Origin of the sequence: Cellulomonas chitinilytica (genome assembly GCF_016862675.1) — a bacterium.
GTDB classification, from domain to species: domain Bacteria; phylum Actinomycetota; class Actinomycetes; order Actinomycetales; family Cellulomonadaceae; genus Cellulomonas; species Cellulomonas chitinilytica.
Window position 1 is genome coordinate 17599 of record NZ_BONK01000023.1, and the last position, 16511, is coordinate 34109.

At 72.9% G+C, this 16511-nt stretch carries 14 protein-coding genes; 7 read left to right on the forward strand and 7 right to left on the reverse strand.

Features of this window, described 5'->3' with window-relative positions; all coding sequences use genetic code 11:
- Positions 1-18 precede the first annotated feature (18 nt).
- The gene (locus Cch01nite_RS22265; RefSeq protein ID WP_239071236.1) at positions 19-2226 is read right to left on the reverse strand and encodes a putative bifunctional diguanylate cyclase/phosphodiesterase; all 2208 of its coding nucleotides are present in this window, start codon (positions 2224-2226) and stop codon (positions 19-21) included.
- Between the two features lie 333 nt (positions 2227-2559).
- On the opposite strand from Cch01nite_RS22265, the gene msrB reads away from it, so the two are divergent.
- The 3 genes from msrB to Cch01nite_RS22280 all read left to right on the forward strand — a co-directional run bounded on the left by msrB (position 2560) and on the right by Cch01nite_RS22280 (position 4752).
- Positions 2560-2976 carry a peptide-methionine (R)-S-oxide reductase MsrB gene (gene msrB, locus Cch01nite_RS22270; RefSeq protein ID WP_203758714.1) on the forward strand — a complete coding sequence of 139 codons (417 nt, stop codon included), beginning with the start codon at positions 2560-2562 and terminating at the stop codon, positions 2974-2976.
- Between the two features lie 187 nt (positions 2977-3163).
- Entirely contained in the window at positions 3164-4087 is a 924-nt protein-coding gene (locus Cch01nite_RS22275) for an NERD domain-containing protein (protein WP_203758715.1), read from the forward strand.
- A 203-nt stretch (positions 4088-4290) separates the two neighbouring features.
- Positions 4291-4752, forward strand: a complete 462-nt coding sequence (locus Cch01nite_RS22280; RefSeq protein WP_203758716.1) for a MarR family winged helix-turn-helix transcriptional regulator — start codon at positions 4291-4293, stop codon at positions 4750-4752.
- Between the two features lie 77 nt (positions 4753-4829).
- Here the strand turns inward: Cch01nite_RS22280 and Cch01nite_RS22285 are convergent, their stop codons facing one another.
- The 3 genes from Cch01nite_RS22285 to Cch01nite_RS22295 all read right to left on the reverse strand — a co-directional run bounded on the left by Cch01nite_RS22285 (position 4830) and on the right by Cch01nite_RS22295 (position 8993).
- A complete protein-coding gene (locus Cch01nite_RS22285; protein ID WP_203758726.1) occupies positions 4830-6539 on the reverse strand; it encodes an MDR family MFS transporter in 1710 nt (569 codons plus the stop codon).
- Positions 6540-6767: 228 nt separating this feature from the next.
- Entirely contained in the window at positions 6768-7298 is a 531-nt protein-coding gene (locus tag Cch01nite_RS22290; protein ID WP_203758717.1) for a MarR family winged helix-turn-helix transcriptional regulator, read from the reverse strand.
- Between the two features lie 189 nt (positions 7299-7487).
- Entirely contained in the window at positions 7488-8993 is a 1506-nt protein-coding gene (locus Cch01nite_RS22295) for a sugar porter family MFS transporter (protein ID WP_203758718.1), read from the reverse strand.
- A gap of 222 nt (positions 8994-9215) precedes the next feature.
- Here Cch01nite_RS22295 and Cch01nite_RS22300 point away from each other — a divergent pair, with 222 nt between their 5' ends.
- The 3 genes from Cch01nite_RS22300 (at position 9216) to Cch01nite_RS22310 (ending at position 11876) form a co-directional block, all read left to right on the forward strand.
- On the forward strand, positions 9216-9815 hold the full coding sequence (locus Cch01nite_RS22300) for a hypothetical protein (RefSeq protein WP_203758727.1): 600 nt from the start codon (positions 9216-9218) through the stop codon (positions 9813-9815).
- 429 nt (positions 9816-10244) lie between these two features.
- Positions 10245-10865: a DUF47 domain-containing protein gene (locus Cch01nite_RS22305; RefSeq protein ID WP_203758719.1), complete on the forward strand. Its 621-nt coding sequence runs from the start codon at positions 10245-10247 to the stop codon at positions 10863-10865.
- 6 nt (positions 10866-10871) lie between these two features.
- A complete protein-coding gene (locus Cch01nite_RS22310) occupies positions 10872-11876 on the forward strand; it encodes an inorganic phosphate transporter (protein WP_203758720.1) in 1005 nt (334 codons plus the stop codon).
- A 41-nt stretch (positions 11877-11917) separates the two neighbouring features.
- On the opposite strand, the gene Cch01nite_RS22315 is transcribed toward Cch01nite_RS22310, so the two are convergent.
- From Cch01nite_RS22315 to mshD, 3 genes are read right to left on the reverse strand one after another with little or no spacing between them, the layout of a single operon-like run.
- The gene (locus Cch01nite_RS22315) at positions 11918-12892 is read right to left on the reverse strand and encodes an NUDIX hydrolase (protein ID WP_203758721.1); all 975 of its coding nucleotides are present in this window, start codon (positions 12890-12892) and stop codon (positions 11918-11920) included.
- Complete coding sequence (locus tag Cch01nite_RS22320; protein ID WP_203758722.1) at positions 12889-15126, reverse strand: RNA degradosome polyphosphate kinase; 2238 nt, start codon at positions 15124-15126, stop codon at positions 12889-12891. Before Cch01nite_RS22320 ends, Cch01nite_RS22315 begins: the two co-directional genes overlap by 4 nt.
- Positions 15123-16106 carry a mycothiol synthase gene (gene mshD / locus Cch01nite_RS22325; protein WP_203758723.1) on the reverse strand — a complete coding sequence of 328 codons (984 nt, stop codon included), beginning with the start codon at positions 16104-16106 and terminating at the stop codon, positions 15123-15125. The genes Cch01nite_RS22320 and mshD overlap by 4 nt, the downstream gene beginning before the upstream one ends.
- Before the next feature lie 110 nt (positions 16107-16216).
- Between mshD and Cch01nite_RS22330 the strand changes: the two genes are divergently transcribed.
- On the forward strand, positions 16217-16511 hold a 295-nt coding region (locus Cch01nite_RS22330; RefSeq protein WP_203758724.1), incomplete at its 3' end, for a hypothetical protein.

Below are 16511 nucleotides of genomic sequence, written 5' to 3' on the forward strand. Positions count from 1 at the left end.
GAGCGATCTGCACGATTTTCATTGATGGGGTTCGGTGCCGGCGGTTCGCGGCCCTCGTCCCGACGTCGCCGAGCCTCGCGTTCCCGTCCCGGCGCCGGTCCGACCGGGGCCGACGGGGGCTCCCGCCGTGGCCGGCGGTCGCGGCCGGCGGGGCCGCGGGACGTCGCTCAGCGTGGGCAGCAGGGCCGCGGGGAGGGCCGGCGAGTACCAGAAGCCCTGTGCCTGGTCGACGCCGAGGCGGCGCAGCGCGGTCGCCGTCTCCTGGTCCTCGACGCCCTCGGCGACGACGCGCAGGTCGAACGAGTGCGCGAGGTCGACCATCGCCTGGACGACGACCTCGGAGCCGGCCCGCCCGCCGTCGCGCAGGTCCGAGACGAACAGCCGGTCGATCTTGAGCTCGTCGACGGGCAGGTCCCGCATCTGCGCGATCGAGGTGTTCCCGATGCCGAAGTCGTCGATCGCGACCTTGACCCCGATGCTGCCGAGCCTCTTCAGCACCGGCACGACACGCGACGGGTCCGCCACGAGCGCCGTCTCGGTGATCTCGACCTCGAGCAGCTCCGGCGGCACGCCGTGCCGTTCGAGCAGGCCCTCGATGACGTCGACGACCGTCGACGACGTGACGTCGTGCGCGGACAGGTTCACGGCCACCGGCGTGACGCGCCCCTCGTCCCGCCACCGGGCGAGCTGGGCGACCGCCTGCGACAGCGCGAACCGGGTGACGTCGTGGATGAGGCCGGACTGCTCCGCGAGCGGGATGAACATGCCGGGCGCGAGCAGGCCGCGGGTGGGGTGCCGCCAGCGCATGAGCGCCTCCAGGCCGACGATCCTGCCGCTGCCCAGGTCGACCTTCGGCTGGTAATGCATCTCGAGCTGGGGCTCGGTGTCGGGCTCGGGGTCGAGCGCGTGGTGCAGGTCGCCGAGCAGCACCAGGCGCGCGGGCGACGAGTCGTCCTCGTCGGCCGAGTACACCGACACGCCCGTCCGGTGGTGCTTCGCGGCGTACATCGCGACGTCGGCGGTCCGCATCAGCGACGACGAGTCGTGCGCGTGGTCCGGCAGGCACGCGACGCCGACGGACGTCTCCACGTGCAGCGACAGCTCGCCGAGCGTGAACGGCGGCACGAACAGCGCCCGGACGCGGCGCGCGAGCCGCTCCGCGTTCGCGACCGAGCGCACGTCGGGCAGCAGGATCGCGAACTCGTCGCCCCCGAGCCGGGCCACGACGTCCTCGTCGCGCAGCGCGCCACGCAGCCGTTCGGCGACCTGCTCGAGCAGCTCGTCACCGCGGTCGTGGCCGAGCGAGTCGTTGATGTCCTTGAAGCGGTCGATGTCGAGCAGCACGAGGCCGACCCGTGAGCCGTCCTCGTGCGCGGCGGTGACGGTGCGCCGCATCCGCTCGGCGAGCAGGCGCCGGTTCGGCAGCCCGGTGAGGGAGTCGAGCAGTGCGAGCCGGGCGTTCTCGAGAGCCGTCGACTGCAGCCGGCGCGACGTCGTGAAGACCGTGCGGAACAGCAGGAGCCACAGCGCCACGAGCCCGCCGCCGACGACGAGCCCGACCGTGCGGACCGCGTCCGAGAGCGCGGCCTCCGTCTCGGTGTGGTCGAGCAGGATCTCCGCGGCGCCGACCACCGCGCCCGGCGCCGGCTCGTCGGCCGCCGCGGTGCCACCGCCCGCGGCGACGGTCGCTGCGGCGTCGCCCGTCGTGCCGGCTGCGCCCGTCGTGCCGTCGGCCGCGACCGACGCCCGCGGGCCTGCCGTGTCGGACGCGCGGACCGGCACGTACACGTCGAGCACCTGACGCTGCATCGTGGACGCCGCGCCGCCCGGCACGTCGTGGTCGCGCAGGTCGACGAGCACCTCGGCGTCCGCGGAGCCCGAGCGCTGGACGTGCGCGAAGCGGTCGTTGTCGGGGAAGCCGGGCCGCGCGCCCGTCGTCGAGGAGTACATGAGCGTGCCGGTCGCGCTCCACAGCCGGACCTCGACGAGCCGGTCGCCGAACCCCGTCGCCGCGTAGTCGATCCGCGCCTGCTCCTCGGGGGACACGAGCCCGTCGGCGAACGCGTCGGTGGGCACGGAGCCGACGGTGTAGGCCGTGAGCGTCTCCGCCGACGCCGTCCCGTCGCGCAGCGCCTGCCCGCGCATCACGTTCGACGTCACCCACACGAGGGCGCAGCCGAGCGCGGCCATCGCGACGACGGACACGACGGCGAAGTAGCGCGTCAATGACCAGCGTCGGCGAGCAGCGGACGACGGCACGCAGCACCTCGGGATGGACGGATGGGGCGCGCCGGGGCGGCATGCGCTACGGCGAAGGGTAGGCGGTCAACATGGGAACTCACGACATTCCAGGTCAGAGTGCCGCGTGCCGGACTTTCCCGGGGTGCGACGCGCCGTAGCGCGGTCGGTCGCGCGTCCAGGAGGGAGCCGGGAGGCAGCCGGGAGTGAGCGGGGAGGTCGCTGAAGCGGGTCCCCGGAGAGATCCGCGAGAGGCCCGGGACCAGCACCTGGGAACGGCGGGCGCGTGTGCGATGTTGCAGCGACACGAAGGAGGTTCCGATGACCTACGAGGTGACCAAGTCCGACGAGCAGTGGCGGCTCGAGCTCGAGCCGCAGGAGTTCGCGGTGCTGCGCCAGGCCGGCACCGAGCGCCCCTGGACGGGGGCCCTGCTCGATGAGAAGCGCGAGGGCGTGTACCGCTGTCGCGCGTGCGGCCACGAGCTGTTCCGCTCGGACACCAAGTTCGACTCGCACTGCGGGTGGCCGAGCTTCTTCTCGCCGCTCGCGGGCGACCGTGTGGAGCTGCTCACCGACCGGAGCCTGGGCATGGTCCGGACGGAGGTGCGGTGCGCGCGGTGCGGGTCGCACCTGGGGCACGTGTTCGACGACGCGCCGCAGACGCCGACGGGCGACCGGTTCTGCATGAACTCGGTGAGCCTGACGTTCGAGCCGGCGGCCGCTGCGCCGGAGGTGTGACTCGACGGTGCCGGTGCCGTCACCACGCCGGTGACGGCGCCGCACGGGTGTGAGCGCTCACCTGCGGAGCGGCCGTCTCGAACCGATTCGAGGCGGGTCGGCGTGTCGTCACCCGACACGCTGACACTCGGCGTCCAGATGGTTGACATGACTGAAGTGCCGGCCGCGACCTGCCGATAATGCCTGCGTGGAAGAGGTCCTGACGGTACGCAGGTGGAGGCGCTACGGCGCCGACCGTCTGTTCGTCACGGAGGAGACCGGCGCACGGCTCGGGTCGGTGGACCTGCAGTCCGGAGAGGTCGTCGCGGACGACCCCGAGCGCGAGGCCGGCCTGCGCCGCGCCGCCCAGGCCTGGCTCCGCACCGACGCGCGCGCCGACGTGACCGAGCTCGTGCTGCCCGTGCCGACCACTGCGCCCGACGCGCTCGACGAGCTGGACGAGGCGGCGCTGCAGGCATGGCTCGGCCCCGACTCCCGCGACGTGCCTGACGACCGCTACCGCACGGGGCGCGGCAGCTCGCTCCGGACCCGTCTCGACCGGTTGACCGAGGAGGGGTGGGAGGTCGTCCGCGACGTCCCGCTCGGCCGTCAGGGCGACGTCGTCGAGCACCTGCTCATCGGCCCCGGCGGCATCTTCACCGTCGGGGAGCGGCGCGACGCCGGACGGGCGTGCCCGACCGACCGCCCGGCGGACGGCGCGGCCGACACCGCCGGCCCGTCGGCCGGCTCCCCGGCCGACCTCTCGGACACCTGCTCCGAGACCACGTCCGGGGCTCCCACACCGACGGAGGCCGCACCGTCCGTCGTCGTGGACGGCCGGCAGATGGTCGTCGACGGGACCCCCGTCGCGGCCCTCCGCGTCGCGCGGCTCGAGGCGGCCCGCGTGCACGGTCTCCTGGTCGCGGCCGCCATCTCGGGCATCAGCGTCCGCGGCGTCGTCGTCGTGCAGGGCGACCTCCAGGTCGTGGGGCCCGCCGGGCAGGACGACCCGCTCGTCGTGCACCGCAGCGACGTGCCCGGCGTGTTCCGCCGGATGCCCGCGCGGCTGGACCCCGCCCGGGTCCACGCGATCGCCCAGATCGCCCGCCGCCGCCGCACCTGGTCCCACTGAGCTGCCGCACCGGGTCCCACTGAGCCGGACTCCCGACCGGGAGGCCTGAGGGTCCGGCCCGGCCTCTCGTCGGCGTCCCCGGGGACCGTTGATACGTGTCCACGCGTCACTCTGGGTGCTAGCACCCAGGTCGGACTGGACGCCTGCACAGATCGTTGCCCGAGACGAGCCCGCCGGACGGCCTCGTCAGTCAGGATGTGGCCGTGGTCGACGAGAACTTCCTGCAGCTCGAGCGTGAGCTGGGCCTGCTGCTGCGCAGGGCTCAGGCCTCGTCGACGGCGCTGTCCCGTCGGGTGCACCCCGACCTCGAGCCGTCGGCGTACGTGCTGCTCGGCCACATCGTCGCGACGCCCGGCGTCCGGGCCAGCGACCTCGCGACGTTCATCGGCGTCGGGCGCGGCACCATCTCGCGCCAGCTCAGCCGCCTCTCGGCCCTCGGCCTGATCTCCCGCCGCCCCGACCCGGAGGACTTCCGGGGGCAGCTCCTCGACCTCACCGAGGAGGGGCACAAGCGCTTCGAGTCCGCCCAGCAGGCCCGCCGGGCCTACCTGCACAGCGCCCTGGCGTCCTGGTCGACCGAGGACGTCGACGCCCTCGCGGCGCAGCTCGCCCGGCTGAACGACGACCTCGCCGAGGTGCGTCGCGCCGAGGAGCCCACGGACTGACCTGACCGCCGACGGCGACGCCGCACCCCGCGGAGGCGGGGCACGGCGTCACCGGTCGAGGTGGGAGCGGCGCGCGGTCAGCGACGGTCGAGCGCGTCGACCGGGTCGCCGTCCTCGGAGCCGACGGTGATTCCCACGGCGTCCACGGCGTCCGCGACGTCCACGACGTCCACGGCGTGCACGGAGTCCACAGCGTCCACGGCGTCCGGCGCGTCGGCCGCGAGCACGGGAGCGGGCAGCGCGGCACCCGTCGTCGCCTCCTCCTCGGCGGCCAGGTTCTCGAGCCGCTGCTCGATGCCGGACCGGCGACCGAGCGGCACCTCCTTGAGGAACAGCACGGCGACGAGCGAGACGAGCGCGATCGGCGCCGCGATGAGGAACAGGTCGGCGATCGAGTCGCCGAACGCCTGCTCGACGACGGTCCGGACCGGGGTCGGGAGCGTCGCGAGGTCGGGCAGCGCCCCCGAGCCGCCGAGCGCCGACGGGTCGATGCCGAGCCGCACGACGCCCTTGACGATGAGGTCGGTCGAGTGGTGGGCGAGCACGGCGCCGAGCGCCGACACGCCGAGCGCGCCGCCGAGCGTCCGGAAGAACGCCACGGTCGCGGTGCCGGAGCCGACCTCCTGGATCGCCAGGGTGTTCTGGGTGGCGAGGACGAGGTTCTGCATGAGCATCCCGACGCCGACGCCGAGGATCACCATGTAGAGGCCGACGAGCAGGAAGCTCGTGTCGTAGTGGATCGTGCCCATGAGCACGAGCCCGCCGGTGAGGATCGTCGCGCCGGCGACCATGAACCGCTTGTACCGGCCCGTGCGGCTGATGAGCTGGCCGCTGATCGTCGACGAGACGAGCATGCCGACGATCATCGGGATGGTGAGCAGGCCGGACACGGTGGGCGTCTTGCCGCGGGCGAGCTGCATGTACTGGCTGAGGAACACCGAGGTGCCGAACAGGGCGATGCCCACCGCGATCGACGCGATGACGGACAGCACGAGGGTGCGGTTCTTGAACAGGTGCAGCGGCAGGATCGGCTCGGCGGCCTTGGACTCCGCGAAGACGGCGAGCGCGAGCAGCACGATCGAGCCGCCGACCATGGCCGCGGTCTGCCAGGACGCCCAGTCGAACTTGTCGCCCGCGAACGTCACCCACAGCAGGAGCGTGGCGATGCCGGCGGAGATGAGGAACGCGCCGAGGTAGTCGATCTTCACGGTCCGGCGGGTCCGTGCGGGCAGGTGCAGGGTGCGCTGCAGCACGATGATCGCGGCGATCGCGAACGGCAGGCCGATGAAGAAGTTCCAGCGCCAGCCGAGCGTGCTGTCGGTGATGACGCCGCCGAGCAGCGGGCCGCCGACCATGCCGACGCCCATCACGGCGCCCATGAGGCCCATGTACCGGCCGCGCTCGCGGGGGCTGATGATGTCGGCGATGAGGATCGTGCCGAGCGCGGTCAGGCCGCCGGCGCCGATGCCCTGCAGGGCGCGCATGCCGATGAGCATCCCGGTGGTGTGCGACAGCCCGGCGAGGGCCGACGACACCACGGAGATGACGAGCGCGAGCTGGATGAGCAGCTTGCGGTTCACCAGGTCGGCGAGCTTGCCCCAGATCGGGGTCGAGATCGTCGTGGTGAGCAGCGTGGCGGTGACGACCCACGTGAACGCCGACTGGGCGCCGTGCAGGTCGGTGATGATGCGGGGGAGGGACGACGACACGACGCTCGTCGCGAGGATCGAGACGAACATCCCGAGGAGGATCCCCGACATCGACTCGAGGATCTCGCGGTGCGTCATGGCGGGCGTGGTGGCGGGCGTGGCGGCGGGCGTGGCGGCGGCCGGGCTTGCGGCGGCGGCGGGGGTGGACCCGGTCGCGGCCTCCGGGGCCTCGGGGGCGCTGGTGGTCTGGCTCATGTCGGCGGTGGTGCTCGCTCTCGTGCTGGTGCGGACGGTGGGGCGGACCCGGCGTCGTCGGCAGGTCGTGAGGTGCGGGTCGTGAGGGGCAGAGCGGCGGGGGCCGGGCGCCTACCCGGTCGGCTCGCGGGGTGCGGGGGCGTGCGTCGACGTCTCGAGCGTGCCGGTGAGCCGGTCGAGCGTGCCGGCGCAGGCGGTGATGTCCTCGGGCGTCCACCCGGCGAACGTCTCGGCCATCCTGCGGTCGAGGCCGGCGCGCATCTCGGTGGCGAGAACCTGACCGGCAGGCGTGAGGCGCAGGGTCCGGACACGGCGGTCGCCGTCGTCGACCGCACGCTCGACGTAGCCCTCGTCGACGAGGCTGCTCACCTGCCGGCTGGCGACGGAGATGTCGACGTGCAGCACGTCCGCGATGTCGCTGACCTGCATGGTGCCGCGCCGTTCGAGCATCCGCACGATCGGCACCGACCCGCGCGAGCAGGGGTACTCCTTGGACAGCAGGAACGACGTCTCGCGGATGGCCCGGCCGAAGCGCTCGACGGCACGCAGCAGCTCCTGCTGGGGGCTGTCGGTGCCGGGCGAGGGGTGCCCGAGGGCGGTCGCGGGGGCGGTCGACGGGGCGGTCGGCGGTGCGGCGGTCATCGTGCTCCTTTGTTGCCTGCAGCAATTACTGTACGACAAAGAGGTTGCATGAGCCAACTGCTGCACCATGCAGGCACCGCGACGGCCGCGGCCCGGGAACGCGGCCGGGCATGACGAAGGCCCCCGGCCGCCCCGTGAGCACGGGGGACCGGGGGCCGGCGGGTCCGACGACGGACGGACCCGGGCTCGTCAGACGGGCGTCGCGCTGCCCCGGCGGCCGCGCTCGACCTTGATGCCCTCCATGTCCTCGAGCTGCACGCCCTTCGTCTCCGGCACCTTCCAGAGCGTGAAGAAGAACGACAGCGTCGCGAAGATCGCGTACAGGAGGTACGGGATCGACGCGCCGAACCTGTCGAGCAGCGGCGGGAACGAGATCGTGATGAGGAAGTTCGCGATCCACTGGGCGGCCGCGGCCACACCGAGCGCGGCGGCCCGGATCCGGTTCGGGAACATCTCGCCGAGCAGCACCCACACCAGCGGGCCCCACGTGGCGCCGAAGAACACGACGAACGCGTTCGCGGCGACCAGGGCGATCGTGCCCCACGAGCCGGTCAGCGTCAGGCTGTCGCCCGAGCCCGTCGACTGCGTGAACGCGACCGCCATGATCGCGAGGGACGCGGCCATGCCGGCCGACCCGATGAGCAGCAGCGGGCGCCGGCCGATCTTGTCGATGAGGGCGATCGCGATGAACGTCACCGCCACGTTCGTGATCGACGTGATCGTCGAGACCATGAACGAGTCGCTCTCGTCGAAGCCGACGGCCTGCCACAACGTGTTCGAGTAGTAGAAGATCACGTTGATCCCGACGAACTGCTGGAACACCGACAGCAGGATGCCGACCCACACGACGGGCAGCAGACCCTTGCCGTCCGGCTTCTTCAGGCTCGCGTGCTGCGCGTGCTCCTTGTCCTCGGCGATCGTCCGCTTGATCTCGTCGATGCGCGCCTGCGGGTCCTCGTCGGGCCCGAGGACCTCCTTCAGCACGTCGTACGCCTCGGGCTCGCGCCGCATCGACACGAGGTAGCGAGGCGACTCGGGGATCCGTAGCGCGAGGATGCCGTACACGGTGGCGGGGATCACCGCGACGATGAACATCCACCGCCAGGCCTGCAGGCCCCACAGCTCGGCCGACGCCGCGAGCTGGCCCTCGGCCGGGTCGGTGGACGACGCGATGATCTGGTCCGACAGCAGGGCGGCGAAGATGCCGAGGGTGATCGCGAGCTGCTGCAGCGACCCGAGCCGGCCACGCAGTGCCGCCGGCGCGATCTCGGCGATGTACGCCGGTGCGATCACGGAGGCGATGCCGATGCCGAAGCCCGCCATCGTCCGCCACAGCATGAAGTCCCAGATCGAGAACGCGATGCCGGTGAGGATCGACGACGCGAAGAACAGCACCGCGCCGAGGAACATCACCCGAGGGCGGCCCCACCGGTCCGCGAGCCGGCCGCCCGCCCACGCGCCCACCGCGCAGCCGAGCAGCGCGATGGCGACCGCGAAGCCCTGCAACGCCGAGCCGATGTCGAAGTGCAGCCCGAACGCGTCGACAGCCCCGTTGATGACCGAGCTGTCGAAGCCGAACAGGAACCCGCCGACGGCGGCGGCGGTCGCGAGGGCGATCGCCTTCCTGTGGTGCGGGCTGCGGTACTCGCCGCCCCCTGCTGCCGCCCCCTGCGGCGACGCTGACGCGTGGGACATGATGGGCACCTCCTGGCCCCCGAGCCCGTCCCGGGAGATCTTCCTTACTGTGGCCCGCGCGGCATGACGACGCACGTCGAGCGGGGTTTCGCGGCGCGCGGGCGGCGGGGGAGGATCGTCCGGACGGCACCGACGGAGCGCAGACCCCGACGACGGTGCGCGAGGAGGACGGAGGCGACGATGACGGACACCGGCGAGCCGCGCCGCCCGCGCCGACCCGCGATGCTCGACCCCGCGCAGGCCGACGAGCTCCCCGGCGCGCTCGACCCCGCGCTGCGCGACGAGGTGGCGCACACCACGGCCGCGGCGCTCGTCCACCAGGGCCGGGCCAACGCCGACCCGGACGTCGTCGCCCGGCTCGTCGCCCTGGTCGAGACCGAGGGGCTCGACATGGTCGCGGAGCTCTGGTCGGACAGCCCCGCCGACTCGCTCCCCGGCGCGCTGTGGCGGTTGTACGTGCTGCGCGAGTGGGTGCTGCGCGACCCGCGCACCGTCGCCGAGCGGTACCGGATGGGCGTGCACGCCGCGCCCGTGCACGACGTCGTCGCCGGCGTGGCCGACGCCCCCGGACCGGAGGACGTGCAGGCGGTCGCGGACGCGGTGCTGTCCGGCGTGTACGCGGGCGACCTCGCCGTGGCGCTCGAGCGGGCGGCGGCGTTCTGCCAGGTGCTCGCGACGGGTGCCGCGTTCGACGCCGACCACCTCGACGACGTCGACCCGGCCGGCGCGCTGCGCACCACCCGGGGCGCCGCCTCGCTCGTGCGGACGGCCGAGGAGCTCGCGCACGCCGCGTCGCTGTGGCGGGCCGGCCGGCTGGAGTAGGGGACCCGCCGTGCGTCCGACCGGGTGGTCCGCACGCTCGTGATCTGACGCACACCTGGCGGCGCCTCCCGGCGGCGTATGGTGGACGACGACGTCGGGCCGCGGTAGCCCCGGGCTCCATCTCAAGCCGCTCCGAGCGGCCTCGCGCCGAGAGGCGCTCCGCGGTCCGGCGTCGCCTCGCCTCCCGCAGTTGCGCTGCGGTTTCCCCCCACCGGCCTTCCCGGGACGGGCGCCCTGCGGGATGCCCGACGGGATCGCGGCCGTCCCGGACGTCCCGTGCTCGACGCTTGCTCCCAGCATCGAAACCGCACCCCGAGCGGTCGCCGTGCTGTCACCATGTGTCCATGTGGTCGTCGTCGGCCGTTAGGCATTCCCCCGGCCGTGACCTAGCCTGAACCCCGTTCCGACACCCCCTCCACGGAGACCGCTGTGCGCCTGCGCCTCACACCGCGCGACACCACGTACTTCGACCTCTTCGCCGACTCGGCGAAGCACCTCGTCACCGGCGCGAACCTCCTCGGGGAGATGCTGGGTGCCGACCGGTCGACCCGCAAGGACATCGGCAAGCGGATCGCCGAGGCCGAGCACCTCGCCGACGAGGCGACGCACACGATCATGCGGCGGCTCAACCAGACGTTCGTCACCCCGTTCGACCGGGACGACATCTACAACCTCGCGTCGAGCCTCGACGACTGCATGGACTTCATGGACGAGGCGGCCGACCTGATCGTCCTGTACAAGGTCGACGAGCTGCCCGCGCGGGTCTCCGACCAGGTGGCCGTCCTGCAGCGCTGCGCCGAGCTCACCGCCGAGGCGATGCCGCGGCTGCGCTCGATGGACTCGCTCTCGGAGTACTGGGTCGAGGTCAACCGCCTCGAGAACCAGGCGGACAAGTCGCACCGCAAGCTGCTCGCGCAGCTGTTCGACGAGATCACCGACCCGGTCCTGCTGATGAAGCTCAAGGAGATCGTCGAGAAGCTCGAGGATGCGGCGGACGCGTTCGAGAAGGTCGCGAACACCGTCGAGACCATCGCGCTCAAGGAGTCCTGAGGTCCGGTGGAGACCGCGCTCGTCGTCGTCGTCGTCCTCTTCGCCCTGGGGTTCGACTACACCAACGGCTTCCACGACGCCGCCAACGCCATCGCCACCTCGGTGTCGACGCGGGCGCTGACCCCGCGGGTCGCGCTGACCATGGCGGCGATCATGAACTTCACCGGCGCACTGCTCGGCACCGCCGTCGCCGAGACGATCGCGACGTCGATCGTCGACCTCAGCGACGCGCCGCCGCACCAGGCGCTCGTCGTCATCGTGTGCGCCCTCATCGGTGCGATCAGCTGGAACCTCATCACCTGGTGGTTCGGCCTGCCGTCGTCGTCGACGCACGCCCTCATCGGCGGGCTCGTCGGGGCCGGCCTCGCGGGCGGGCTCGGCGTGTACTGGCACTCGGTGTACACCAGCGTCGTGCTGCCGATGGTGTTCTCCCCGATCGTCGGGTTCGTCGGCGCGTTCGCCCTGATGGTCGGCGTCCTGTGGCTCGTGCGGAACCGCCCGCCGGGCCGGACGTACCGCCGCTTCCGTGGTGCCCAGACCGTGTCGGCGTCCGCCATGGCCCTCGGCCACGGCCTGCAGGACGCGCAGAAGACGATGGGCGTCATCTACCTCGCGCTGCTGACCGTCGGCTGGGCGGACCCCGACACGGGCATCCCGCTGTGGGTCAAGATCTCCGCCGCAGCCGCGATCTCGGCGGGCACGTACTCGGGCGGGTGGCGCATCATGCGCACGCTCGGCCGCAAGATCATTGAGGTCGACCCCGCCCGCGGGTTCGTCGCCGAGTCGGTCTCCGCGACCGTCCTGTACCTCAACGCGTTCGTGCTGCACGCGCCCGTCTCGACCACGCACACGGTCACCGCGTCGATCATGGGCGTCGGAGCGACCAAGCGGGCGTCCGCGGTGCGTTGGGGCGTCGCAGGGAACATCGCGACCGCGTGGGTCCTGACGATCCCCGCCGCCGCCCTGGTCGCGGCGCTGATCTACTTCCTGCTGAGCCCGCTGCTGGGCTGAGCCCGCTGCCGGGCTGAGCCCCGCAGCCGGGCCGAGTGCCCTCAGTCCTCCGGGTGGTGCGTCTCCGTCGCCACGACGCGCGGCCCCTTCGGCGTCTGCGCGACGTGCGCCACGAGCACCTGGGCCGGGTGCAGGAACGGGTCGAGCCGCGGCAGCGCGTCCGCGACGGGGCGCAGGGCGTGCTGCGCGAGCACGTCGACCACGGTCGGCAGCACGGGCCGGTGCGTGCACACGACGGAGTCGGCGGGCCACGTGAACAGCTCGGCGATCTCGGCGGCGACCTTCGCAGGGGACGACGAGTGCGCCGTCTCCGTGAGCACCGTCGACACCTCCGGCTCGACACCGGCGGCCTCGACGTACGGCTGCATCGTCGCGGTGCAGCGCGCCCACGCGCTCGTGACGACGCGTGACACCCCGAACGCCGACAGGATCGGCACGAGCGCCCGGGACTGCCGGTGGCCGGCGTCCGTGAGCGGCCGGTCGAGCTCGGTGCCGTCCCAGTCCGCGCGACGACGAGCCGTCCCGTGCCGGGCGACGACGACCGCGCGCGTGTCGAGCCGCCCCTTCACGTGGTCCTCGACGAGCGCCGCGAGCGGGGCGACGTCCTCGGGGCGGGTCAGCCGCTTCGCGGCGACGTCGACGTCGAGCCAGCGGACCTGGTCGATCTCCTCGCGCGACGCCCGCGGCACCGGTGGGCGGGCCCGCAGAGCGGCCGCGTCGGGCCGTCCCGCGACCTGCGCCGCCCAGTAGTGCACCCGCTTCAGGCGCCCGTCGGACAGGTCGTACTCGAGGCTCGGCAGCGGCATCCCGAGCACCACGTCGTGGCCGGTCTCCTCGGCGACCTCACGGGTCGCCGCCTGGACCACCGACTCGCCCGGGTCGAGCTTGCCCTTCGGCCACGACCAGTCGCGGTACCGCGGCCGGTGCACGAGCGCGACCTGCAGCCGGCCTGTCCTGACGCGCCACACCAGCGCACCGGCCGCCTCGACGACGGCAGGCGGGCGTGCTGCCCTCACCGGCCCGTGCCGGGGCGGCGCCGCTGCCGCTGGATCAGCGCTTCCTGCTGGTCGACGAGCGGGCCCACCGGGCCCTGGCTGTGCCGGACCCAGGTGCCGTCGGACTCCAGGTGCCACGACGACGTGCCGTCGTCCATCGACTCGTCCACGAGGTCGACGATCTCCGTGACCTGGTCCGGGTCCGCGATGCGCAGGAGCGCCTCGACGCGGCGGTCGAGGTTGCGGTGCATGAGGTCCGCCGAGCCGATGTACACCTCGGTGCCCTCGAACGTCGCGTCCGGGTCGGGCACGGAGTTCGCGAACGCGAAGATCCGGGAGTGCTCCAGGAACCGCCCGAGGATGGAGCGGACCCGGATGTTCTCCGACAGGCCGGGGACGCCGGGGCGCAGCGCGCAGATGCCGCGCACCACGAGGTCGACCGACGCACCCGCCTGCGACGCGCGGTACAGCGCGTCGATGACGGCCTCGTCGACCATCGAGTTGACCTTGATCTTGATCCACGCCCGCTCACCGGCGCGGGCCGCGTCCGCTTCCCGCTCGATGCGCTCGACCAGGCCGGCGCGCACGCTGCGCGGGGCGACGAGCAGCCGGTGGAACCGGGACTTCGGCGCGTACCCGGAGAGCTGGTTGAACAGCCGCGTCAGGTCCTGGCCGACCTCCGGGTCGGCCGTGAGCAGACCCAGGTCCGTGTAGAGCCGGGCCGTCTTCGGGTGGTAGTTGCCGGTGCCGACGTGGCTGTAGCGGCGCAGACCGTCGGCCTCCTGACGGACGACGAGCGACAGCTTGCAGTGCGTCTTGAGCCCGACGATCCCGTACACCACGTGCACGCCCGCCTGCTCGAGCTTGCGAGCCCACGAGATGTTGTTCTGCTCGTCGAACCGCGCCTTGATCTCGACGAGCGCCAGCACCTGCTTGCCGGCCTCGGCCGCGTCGATGAGGGCGTCGACGATCGGGGAGTCGCCCGAGGTCCGGTACAGCGTCTGCTTGATGGCGAGCACCGCCGGGTCGGCCGCGGCCTGCTCGAGGAACGTCTGCACGGACGTCGAGAACGAGTCGTACGGGTGGTGCAGCAGGATGTCCCGCTCGCGGAGCTTCGCGAACACCTCCGTGGCCGTCGCGCTCTCCACCTCGGCGAGCTGACGGTGCGTCGTCGGCACGAAACGCGGGAACTGCAGCTCCGCGCGGTCCAGGTCGGCGATGACGTTGAGGCCCGTGTAGTCGAGCGGCGCGGGCAGCTCGTACACCTCCTCGGGGGCCATGCCGAGCTCGCGGATCAGGAGCTGGCGGATCCGCGGGCTGATGCCCTCGGCGAGCTCGAGCCGCACCGGCGGGCCGAACCGGCGCCGCAGCAGCTCCTTCTCCATGGCCTGCAGGAGGTTCTCGGCGTCGTCCTCCTCGACCTCCACGTCCTCGTTGCGGGTCACCCGGAACGTGTGGTGCTCGATGACCTCCATGCCCGGGAACAGGTGCTCCAGGTGCTCGGAGATGACGTCCTCGACGGGCACGAACGACATCGGGCCCTTCTCGACGGACGCCGCCTGCACGTCCGGCGCCGACGGGCGGCCGCTCGCGTCCACCGCGATGAACCGCGGCAGCAGCGGCGGCACCTTCACCCGCGCGAAGTGCTCCTTGCCGGTCGACGGGTTCACCACCACGACCGCGAGGTTCAGCGACAGCCCCGAGATGTACGGGAACGGGTGCGCCGGGTCCACCGCGAGCGGCGTCAGCACCGGGAAGATCTGCCGGCGGAAGAACTTGCGCAGGCGGTCCTGCTCGCTCTCGCCCAGGTCGTCCCAGCGGACCAGCGTGATGCCGTCGGCGGCGAGCTCGGGCTGCACCTGCTCCGCGAACACGCGGGCGTGCCGGTCCTGCAGCTCGTGCGCCTTCTCGCTGATCGCCTCCAGCACCTGCCGGGGCGACAGGCCCGACGCCGCCGTCACCGCGATGCCCGTCGCGATCCGGCGCTTGAGGCCGGCGACCCGCACCATGAAGAACTCGTCGAGGTTGGACGCGAAGATCGCCAGGAACCGCACCCGCTCCAGCAGCGGCAGGTCCGGGTCCTCCGCCAGCTCGAGCACCCGCTGGTTGAAGGCCAGCCACGACAGCTCGCGGTCCAGGAACCGGTCGTCAGGCAGCGGTTCGAGCTCCGGTGTCGTCTCCTCGACGTCCGCGCTCGCCATGTGCTCGGCGATGTGGGCCGCGAGGGACGGGTCGATGGCAGGGGCGTCCGTCATGTGCTCATCGTGACACCTGAGGGTGAACCCTGGGTGCCGTAGCCGAACTTGACGTCCGCCGACGCCTTCGTGAAACCGAGCCGCGTGTAGGTGCGGATCGCGACCGTGTTCTCGGCGCCCGTGTACAGGATCGCGCTGCTCAGACCGCGCGCTGCGAGGTGGTCGAGGCCGAGCGCCGTCAGCGCGCCACCCAGGCCCAGGCCCTGGGCGTCCGGGTCGACGCCGACCACGTAGATCTCGCCGACCGCGGCGGCATGACCGTCGTCGCGGCCCTCGTCGGACGGGTGGACCTTCGTCCACACCGACCCGAGCAGCGCGCCCTCGCGCTCCGCGAGCAGGAAGCCGGCCGGGTCGAACCACGGCTCCGCCTCGCGGGCGCGCAGGTCGTTCGACGTCATGCGCCCCTGCTCCGGGTGGTACGCGAACGCCCGTGAGTTCACACGCCGCCACGCCTCCTCGTCCTGGCCCGGGACGAACGGACGCACGCGCACGCCCTGAGGCAGCGGTCGCTCCGGCCGGGGGGAGGTCAGGTCCAGGCGCATCCGCCACAGCTCACGCACCACCACCATCCCCGCGTCGCCCGCGAACGCCCGTGCGGCCGGCAGGTCGCCGTGCGCCCACACCTGCAGGGTGCGTCCCGGCACCACGGCCGCCTCCGACCTCAGCCGGCCCAGCAGACGCGAGCCGATGCCGGTACGGCGACGGGACGGGTCGACGACGAGCTCCGCGGACACCCAGGTCGCGGCGCCGACGTCCGCCTGGGCGTACCCGACGACCTCACCCGACGCGTCCGTCGCGCACACGTGCACGGCTGGCGGCTCCGGGTCCGTCAGCCACAGCAGCGGCTGCTCCGACAGCGGCGCGACGCGGTCCGCGGCGGTCGCCCGCGCGGCGAGCCCACGCACCGCCCCGGCGGTCCTCGCGTCGAGCGGCCCCGCGGTCATGGCGACCGTGACCTGCGTACTCGTGTCGTCCGGCATGGGCCCATCCCACCACGTGGGCCGCCGGGCATCGACCTTGTCGTCCGGTCGGGCGTCGTCCGCACCCACGGGCCCTGCGGCGCCCGTGCAGCAGGTACGTTGGGTCGGTCATGGATGCTTCCCCGATCACCCCGCGCGCGGGTGAACGGACCCCGCAGACGCGTCGGGAGCGGCGGCAGGCCGAGGAGCTGGCGATCACGCAGCGCGGGCGGGCGGCCGCAGGGTCGCCCGTGCCCGACCAGACCGCGACCGCGGTCCTGCCGGCGGTTGCGGCGCCGCCCCGGGGTCCGGCAGACGTGGGGGACGCGGACGTGGGGGGCGCGGACGTCGTTCCCGACGGTCACGAGGCGGCCGACGGCCACGAGGGGGCCGGTGCTCGCGAGGGGGACGGTGCTCGCGAGGGGG

Coding starts and splice junctions, on each gene's coding strand:
- Cch01nite_RS22285 (WP_203758726.1), bottom strand. CDS start 6,539: ATGACGCACCGCGAGATCCTCGAGTCGATGTCGGGGATCCTCCTCGGG.
- Cch01nite_RS22290 (WP_203758717.1), bottom strand. CDS start 7,298: ATGACCGCCGCACCGCCGACCGCCCCGTCGACCGCCCCCGCGACCGCC.
- msrB (WP_203758714.1), top strand. CDS start 2,560: ATGACCTACGAGGTGACCAAGTCCGACGAGCAGTGGCGGCTCGAGCTC.
- Cch01nite_RS22295 (WP_203758718.1), bottom strand. CDS start 8,993: ATGTCCCACGCGTCAGCGTCGCCGCAGGGGGCGGCAGCAGGGGGCGGC.
- Cch01nite_RS22320 (WP_203758722.1), bottom strand. CDS start 15,126: ATGACGGACGCCCCTGCCATCGACCCGTCCCTCGCGGCCCACATCGCC.
- Cch01nite_RS22300 (WP_203758727.1), top strand. CDS start 9,216: ATGCTCGACCCCGCGCAGGCCGACGAGCTCCCCGGCGCGCTCGACCCC.
- mshD (WP_203758723.1), bottom strand. CDS start 16,106: ATGCCGGACGACACGAGTACGCAGGTCACGGTCGCCATGACCGCGGGG.